The organism is Vibrio sp. CyArs1 (genome assembly GCF_022432925.1).
In the GTDB taxonomy this organism is placed as follows: Bacteria; Pseudomonadota; Gammaproteobacteria; order Enterobacterales; family Vibrionaceae; genus Vibrio; species Vibrio mediterranei.
Genome location: NZ_JAKRBO010000008.1, coordinates 220651 through 228109 on the forward strand (window position 1 = coordinate 220651; position 7459 = coordinate 228109).

Consider the following 7459-nt stretch of genomic DNA (forward strand, 5'->3'; position numbering starts at 1 on the left):
GCACTGAAAATCCTCCATTTTTGGCGCGTTTTTACGACCTAAGAAATCTCCTGCTTAAAATTCACTCGACTTTAAAATGTGATCACTATCACTCAGTAATGGTTTCTTCTTTTGACCCCAAAACTCGATAAAATTCAATGTCACTATTTAGTGCTTGTTGCTCCTGCCTGATCTGCTGTAGAGACTCTAGCTGTTTGTAGATAACATAGTATCGGTTGATATTGGCCACGTAAGTAACGGGCTCAGAGCTGATATTTCTTCGTGCCATCAGCTCCACATTGCCAAACCATTTATTGGGGTCGTAACCGTGCTTGGTAGCTAAGCGCCGCATTTTAGCGATGTTTCCCGGACCTGCATTGTAGGCCGCCAACGATAAATAAACTTTGTCATCATTACTTATCGCGTCATCGCTAAAGTATCTATCTCGGATAAAGCGCATATATTTCACGCCAGCATGGACGTTATTCTCAATTTTATTGATGTTTTTGATGTTTACATTGCGATCACGAGCGGTACTTGGAAGGACCTGCATGATGCCAACAGCGCCTTTGGGTGAGACTTTGTTTTGGTTTAGCTTAGATTCTTGAAAAGCCTGTGCGGCAATCATAAGGAAGTCAAAGTCGTATTTGTCGCCATATTTCTTGAACAATGAAATCAGCCTATCCAATTGTTGGACATTCTTAGGATCAAGGGCCTTTGAAAACCAGCCTGTGTTATCCAAGTATTTGTTATAAATAACATTACCGAGCAATGTTCCTTGCTTGGCCGTTTTAATATAGGCGTTTACTTGTTTCTCTAATTTTGGTGAGTCTTTGCGCATGGCCCACGCGATTTGACCATTTTTACTCAATGGTATTGAGTCATGGATATTCAAATCGTCAAACGTCTTGTTCCAAAAGAATGCTTTATGGCTATCGAGGACGGTCGCTCCAATATAGCCTTGCTTGACCATTTCGACCAATTCGTAGTCTTGAAGCGTTTCTTCTAAATACTGAACGTAGACAGGAGGCTTATCATTGCTGGTTAGTTTTTGATTTAGTGCCTGTAAGTTCTCGAAATAACTGGAGCTTCCACGAACCCAAACTTCTTGACCACTCAGGTCTTCGACACTTTCTAAAGACGGATAATCGCTAGTCGTCACAATCAGCTCGCTGATGTCAGAGAGAATCGGGGTACTGAACTGAATGATTTCTTGTCGTTTGGGTGTAATTGTGAGGTTTGCGACAACCAGATCTCCATAGCCATTAACTAAAGCCGGAATGAGGTCGTCTCTTGGTACAGGAATAACCTGTACTTTCATCTTGGAGTATTTCTTTTTGAGATTTTTCTCGAAGTGATAGAGCTGTTCCGCTCCAATCCCTTTGGGTTGTCCTTTTTCTATGTAATAGAAACCAAGATCAGCAGAGACCAAAACGCGAATAACACGCTTCTCTACTAAACTATCCAAATCGCCAGTATAGGGTTCATTACTTAGAGGAGTTAACTCTAAAGCCCTTACTGGAAGTGTCATGATCCCTATGACAAAACATAATAAAATCGCCTTCACAACTATCCCTTTTTGCTACTTAGCTAAAGATAAATATATAAATAAACAAGGAATTTTGCCAACTTATGGGCACAAAAAAGCGCTGCATTGGCAGCGCTTCTGGAAGGCGGATTTGTCTATAACCCTAAAGTGGGTTTAGTTCCATTAATTTCTCAGTACGCTCAACTTGCTCTTGCATTCCTAGTTCTTCGTACGCTTTCTTTTGCAGTACTAAAGATTGGCGAGCTGCTTCTGTATCAGGATAGGTTTTTTGAATTTCTTGAGCTCTATTGATAGCGGCAATCCAAGCTTCACGTCGGATATAGAAATCAGCGGTAGCAAGGTCATATTTAGCCAAACGGTTTTTCAACGCAACCATACGTTTCTGCGCGTCTTCGGCGTAAGCACTATTCGGGTAACGTTTTAGTAGGCGATCGAAATCAGCAAATGCAGCTTTTACTGGCTCAGGGTCGCGGTCTGAGCGATCGATCCTGAGAATGTCATGCATGAAGTTTCTGTCTTGTGCCATATGCGTTAAACCTCGCATATACAACACCCAGTCAGAACGTTCGTGAGTTGGATTCAATCGAGAGAAACGCTCTATCGTAGCCAGACCCAGCGCTAAGTCATCGTTCTTGTAGTAAGCGTAAATCAAATCAAGTTGTACTTGTTCAGTGTAAGCACCAAATGGGTAGCGAGAATCCAGCGCTTCAAGGCGCTCAATGGCTGATGTCCAGTTACCACCTTGTAACGATTCTTGAGCTTCAGCGTAGAGCTGGGAAGGCGGAACATCTGGGACGGTGACTTCTTTGTCAGCACAACCAAACAACAAAGCTAGAGAAAGCAAGCTTGTTAGTTTAAGTAGTTTCATACGAGAACGAGTTTCCTTGACGTAAATATTTTTCCGTGTCCATTACTTTTCTTCTCAGTAACAGATACAATGATGGGCTATATTATCCACACTCGTGGTATTAGTCCCAAGGTTTTTTAAAAAGTTCGATATGGCTCAGCAGATTGAATTAACAAATACAGTAAAAGACAGCCAGTTAGGTCAACGTTTAGACCAAGCTGTAGCTGAATTGTTCGCAGATTTTTCTCGTTCGCGCCTGAAAGAGTGGCTTCTGGACGGAAAAATTGCCGTTAACGGTGAGGTAATCACTAAACCGCGTACCAAAGTTATGGGCGGCGAGTTGATAACCGTTCAAGCTGAACTAGAAGATGAAGAGCGCTTTGAAGCTCAAGACATTCCTCTTAATATCGTCTACGAAGATGATGACATTATTGTGATCAATAAGCCAAGAGATTTCGTTGTTCATCCTGGAGCAGGGACACCAGATGGCACGGTTCTTAATGCGTTGTTACATCATTTCCCGGCAATCGCAGAAGTACCACGCGCAGGTATTGTTCACCGCCTCGATAAAGATACGACAGGTTTGATGGTTGTCGCTAAGACGGTTCCTGCTCAAACTCGATTGGTACGTGCTCTACAAAAGCGTAACATCACCCGTGAATACGAAGCTATTGCTATCGGTAAAATGACGGCTGGTGGTATGGTAGATAAAGCGATCGGTCGTCACTCGACTAAACGTACACTGATGGCTGTGAACGAACTTGGTAAACCTGCGGTAACTCATTACCGAGTTGCAGAACATTTCCGAGAGCACACTCGTATTCGTTTGCGTCTAGAAACGGGTCGAACTCACCAAATCCGTGTTCATATGTCTTATCTTCAGCATCCACTGTTAGGTGATAGCGCTTATGGTGGCCGCGCTCGTATTCCACGCGGAGCGAGCGAAGAACTGACTCAGATGATTCGTAGCTTTGATCGTCAAGCTCTGCACGCGGTAATGCTTAAGTTTGCGCATCCAGTTACTGGAGAAGAGATGACTTTCCATGCTCCTATTCCAGATGACATGGTGGTCATGACGGAAGCGTTGCGTGAAGACACTAAGTTAAACAAAGAAGAAGATTATTAATGTCGCTTCTGACGCCAAACTGGAGCAAACCTAATAATGTTGAAGCGGTAAGCTCAACACGTGAGAATGGAGTCTCAAAGGCTCCATTTTCCAGTTTTAATTTAGGGATGCATGTTGGTGATGAACCTTCCGATGTATTGGCAAACCGTCGAGCACTGGAAATCAGTGCGAATATGCCGTCTTCTCCTGTTTGGCTTAATCAAACTCATTCGACTAGAGTCGCTATCGTTCAAGCTCCAACTGAACTGGTATTGGACGCGGATGCGAGTTTTACACGAACGCCCGGTGTCGTCCTTAGTGCCATGACGGCAGATTGCTTACCAATTCTAATATGTGCAAAGGATGGAACAGCAGTTGCTGCGGTCCATGCAGGATGGCGTGGATTGGCCGACGGGATTGTCGAAAAGGCCGCTGGCCTGTTCGATAGTGAAGCACAGGCTTGGATTGGACCAGCAATTGGCTTTGAGTCTTTTGAAGTTGGGCTGGATGTGAAACACGCATTTTGTCAGATGAATCCTGAATATGGAATTGCGTTTAAAGAAAGCGTGAATCCAGAGAAATGGCTTGCTGATCTGGCACTCATTGCACAGATGAAATTACAAGCTTCAGCGATCAGTGATGTAACGCTGAGTAACTTATGCACGTTTAGCGATGAAAAGCGTTTCTTTTCCTATCGACTTGATGGACAGACAGGTCGTATGGCAAGCTTTATCTGGATCAATCACTGATTTTCACTCCTTTGTCTTGAAATCCGTTTTGCTAGCAACCATCTTAATTGCATAACAAGCTGTATGTAATTTAAACGGGGGTTGCTATGCGCCTAGATCGATTTACTAGCAAATTCCAAATTGCTATTTCTGATGCTCAGTCATTGGCATTGGGTCGAGATCATCAATATATTGAACCTGTTCACCTTATGGTTGCTTTGCTTAACCAAGAGGGCAGTTCTATTCGTCCACTATTAACCATGTTGAACGTCGATGTGGTTCAATTACGTTCCAAGCTGTCTGAGTTAATGGACAAACTTCCTAAAGTCACAGGTGTCGGTGGCGATGTTCAGCTGTCTAGTGCTATGGGGCAAATATTTAATCTCTGTGACAAAATTGCTCAAAAGCGTCAAGACGCCTATATCTCTTCTGAGATCTTTTTGCTTGCAGCAATAGAAGATAAAGGCCCTTTAGGTGCACTTTTGAAACAGCAAGGATTAACAGAAGCAAAAGTAAACCAAGCAATTGAGCAAATTCGTGGTGGTCAGAAAGTAGATGATCCCAATGCGGAAGAAAAGCGCCAAGCTTTGGAGAAATTTACCATCGATCTTACCGAGCGAGCGGAACAAGGCAAGCTTGATCCGGTCATTGGTCGTGACGATGAGATTCGCCGCACCATTCAAGTACTTCAACGTCGTACCAAAAATAACCCCGTCATTATAGGTGAGCCCGGTGTAGGTAAGACAGCTATCGTAGAAGGACTAGCACAACGCATTATAAATAATGAAGTCCCTGAAGGTTTGCGTGGGCGTCGTGTTCTTTCTTTAGATATGGGCTCACTGGTGGCTGGCGCCAAATATCGTGGTGAGTTTGAAGAGCGTTTGAAATCGGTCCTAAATGAACTAGCTAAAGAAGAAGGTAACATCATTCTCTTCATCGATGAGCTGCACACTATGGTTGGTGCTGGGAAAGGTGAAGGTTCGATGGATGCAGGCAATATGTTAAAGCCTGCATTAGCGCGCGGTGAACTGCACTGTGTAGGTGCGACAACATTGGATGAATATCGCCAGTATATTGAAAAAGATGCGGCGTTAGAACGACGCTTCCAAAAAGTACTGGTTGATGAACCAAGCGTCGAAGACACCGTAGCGATATTACGTGGTTTGAAAGAGCGTTATGAGCTCCATCACCATGTTGAAATTACTGACCCTGCTATTGTTGCTGCAGCGAGTTTATCGCATCGATATATTACTGATAGACAACTACCCGACAAGGCGATCGACCTTATTGATGAAGCCGCGTCGAGCATTCGACTTCAGATAGATTCGAAGCCGGAATCTTTGGATAAGTTAGAACGTAAAATCATTCAACTAAAAATCGAGCAGCAAGCTCTCAAAAATGAGTCGGATAATGCTAGTGAGAAGCGCTTGCTTGCTCTCAATGAAGAGTTAGAGTCAAAAGAGCGTGACTATGCGGAGCTGGAAGAAGTCTGGAATGCAGAAAAAGCAGCGCTATCGGGTACTCAACATATTAAGTCTGAACTCGAACAGGCAAGACTCGATATGGATGTGGCAAGACGTGCAGGCGATTTGAACCGAATGTCTGAGCTACAATATGGCCGTATCCCAGAGCTAGAGAAACAACTCGATTTAGCGACTCAAGCTGAAATGCAAGAAATGAGCTTGCTTCGCAACAAAGTGACAGATGCTGAAATCGCGGAAGTATTATCAAAGCAAACAGGGATTCCAGTATCTAAAATGCTTGAGGCAGAAAAAGATAAGCTTCTAAAAATGGAAGATGTTCTGCACAAACGCGTCATAGGGCAAGCGGAAGCTGTCGAAGTTGTATCTGATGCCATTCGCCGTAGTCGAGCTGGCCTCGCGGATCCTAATCGTCCAATAGGTTCTTTCTTATTCCTTGGCCCAACTGGTGTGGGTAAAACGGAACTGTGTAAAACGCTTGCAAGTTTTATGTTTGATAGTGAAGACGCCATGGTGCGTATTGATATGTCTGAGTTCATGGAGAAACACTCAGTCGCTCGTTTAGTAGGTGCGCCTCCCGGTTATGTAGGTTATGAGGAAGGTGGATACCTAACGGAAGCCGTTAGACGTAAACCATACTCGGTTATTTTGCTGGATGAAGTTGAGAAGGCGCATCCTGATGTCTTCAATATTCTACTGCAAGTTCTAGACGATGGTCGCTTGACCGATGGACAAGGTAGAACAGTCGACTTTAGAAATACGGTAGTCATTATGACATCGAATCTTGGTTCATCTCGTATCCAAGAGAATTTCCAGGTGCTTGATTATGAGGGTATCAAGCGAGAAGTAATGGATGTTGTGAGCTCTCACTTCAAACCGGAATTCTTAAATCGTGTAGATGAAAGTGTGGTCTTCCATCCATTGGGGGCGGAGCACATTAAATCTATTGCGGGTATTCAATTGCAACGCTTGGGCAAACGCATGGAAGACAATGGCTATCACCTAGTGGTTGCCGATGCAGCTTTAGATTATATCGCCAAAGTCGGTTATGACCCAGTATATGGAGCTAGACCGCTTAAAAGAGCGATTCAACAAAGTATCGAAAACCCGTTGGCTAAAGAGATACTTGCCGGCAAAGTCGACCCAACTAAGCCAGTTCGTCTGATAGTGAACAACGACAAAATTGCTGTTGGGCAGTAAATAGCAAGGGAAATAGAGTAATAAAAGGGGGCTTAGCCCCCTTTTTTGTGTCTTTTTTCGACGCTTTGTTTCTTTTGTGTTCGAACGGCTGTAAAAAACGATTTTATTTCAAATTAGCGCTTGCCAAGAATTGGTTCATCTCTATAATGCCACCTCGCTGACACGGGATGAGGCAAAGAAAAGCCTTTACGAGTTAGCAGGTCAAGTTGCTTCTAAGAAGTAAAGCAAAATTAGTTAGGAAAGTGGTTGACACGATAACTGAAATAGCTAAAATGACCGTCCGTTTTGAGTAAGGCTCAAAACAAGCTCTTTAACAATATAAACCTATCAATCTGTGTGGGCACTCGTTGATGATAATCAAATTAGAAACTTCGGTTTCAAATTAGGTTTTCAATGAACTGAGTGACCAATCAAGTCGAAAGACTTGGCACAGTCAATTCATTATCGTTCTGTTGGAACGATAATAGCTTTAGATTACTAAGGTAGTTTAAAGTCAGTATTCATTGAGCCGACAAAATCTTAAATTGAAGAGTTTGATCATGGCTCAGATTGAACGCTGGCGGCAGGCCT

Annotated in this window: 5 protein-coding genes; 3 read left to right on the forward strand and 2 right to left on the reverse strand. The window is 43.5% G+C overall.

Annotation, left to right across the window (positions count from 1 at the left end; genetic code table 11):
* Positions 1-88: 88 nt before the first annotated feature.
* Complete coding sequence (locus tag MMA19_RS21350) at positions 89-1510, reverse strand: lytic transglycosylase F (protein WP_240207175.1); 1422 nt, start codon at positions 1508-1510, stop codon at positions 89-91.
* 160 nt (positions 1511-1670) lie between these two features.
* Positions 1671-2396 (reverse strand): outer membrane protein assembly factor BamD, encoded by a 726-nt coding sequence (gene bamD, locus MMA19_RS21355; RefSeq protein WP_006072929.1) that lies wholly within the window; start codon positions 2394-2396, stop codon positions 1671-1673.
* A 130-nt stretch (positions 2397-2526) separates the two neighbouring features.
* On the opposite strand from bamD, the gene rluD reads away from it, so the two are divergent.
* The 3 genes from rluD (at position 2527) to clpB (ending at position 6889) form a co-directional block, all read left to right on the forward strand.
* Positions 2527-3501 carry a 23S rRNA pseudouridine(1911/1915/1917) synthase RluD gene (rluD, locus tag MMA19_RS21360; protein WP_240207165.1) on the forward strand — a complete coding sequence of 325 codons (975 nt, stop codon included), beginning with the start codon at positions 2527-2529 and terminating at the stop codon, positions 3499-3501.
* Positions 3501-4229 carry a peptidoglycan editing factor PgeF gene (pgeF, locus tag MMA19_RS21365; RefSeq protein WP_240207166.1) on the forward strand — a complete coding sequence of 243 codons (729 nt, stop codon included), beginning with the start codon at positions 3501-3503 and terminating at the stop codon, positions 4227-4229. Before rluD ends, pgeF begins: the two co-directional genes overlap by 1 nt.
* An 86-nt stretch (positions 4230-4315) precedes the next feature.
* Positions 4316-6889 carry an ATP-dependent chaperone ClpB gene (clpB, locus tag MMA19_RS21370; RefSeq protein ID WP_240207167.1) on the forward strand — a complete coding sequence of 858 codons (2574 nt, stop codon included), beginning with the start codon at positions 4316-4318 and terminating at the stop codon, positions 6887-6889.
* Positions 6890-7459: the final 570 nt, after the last annotated feature.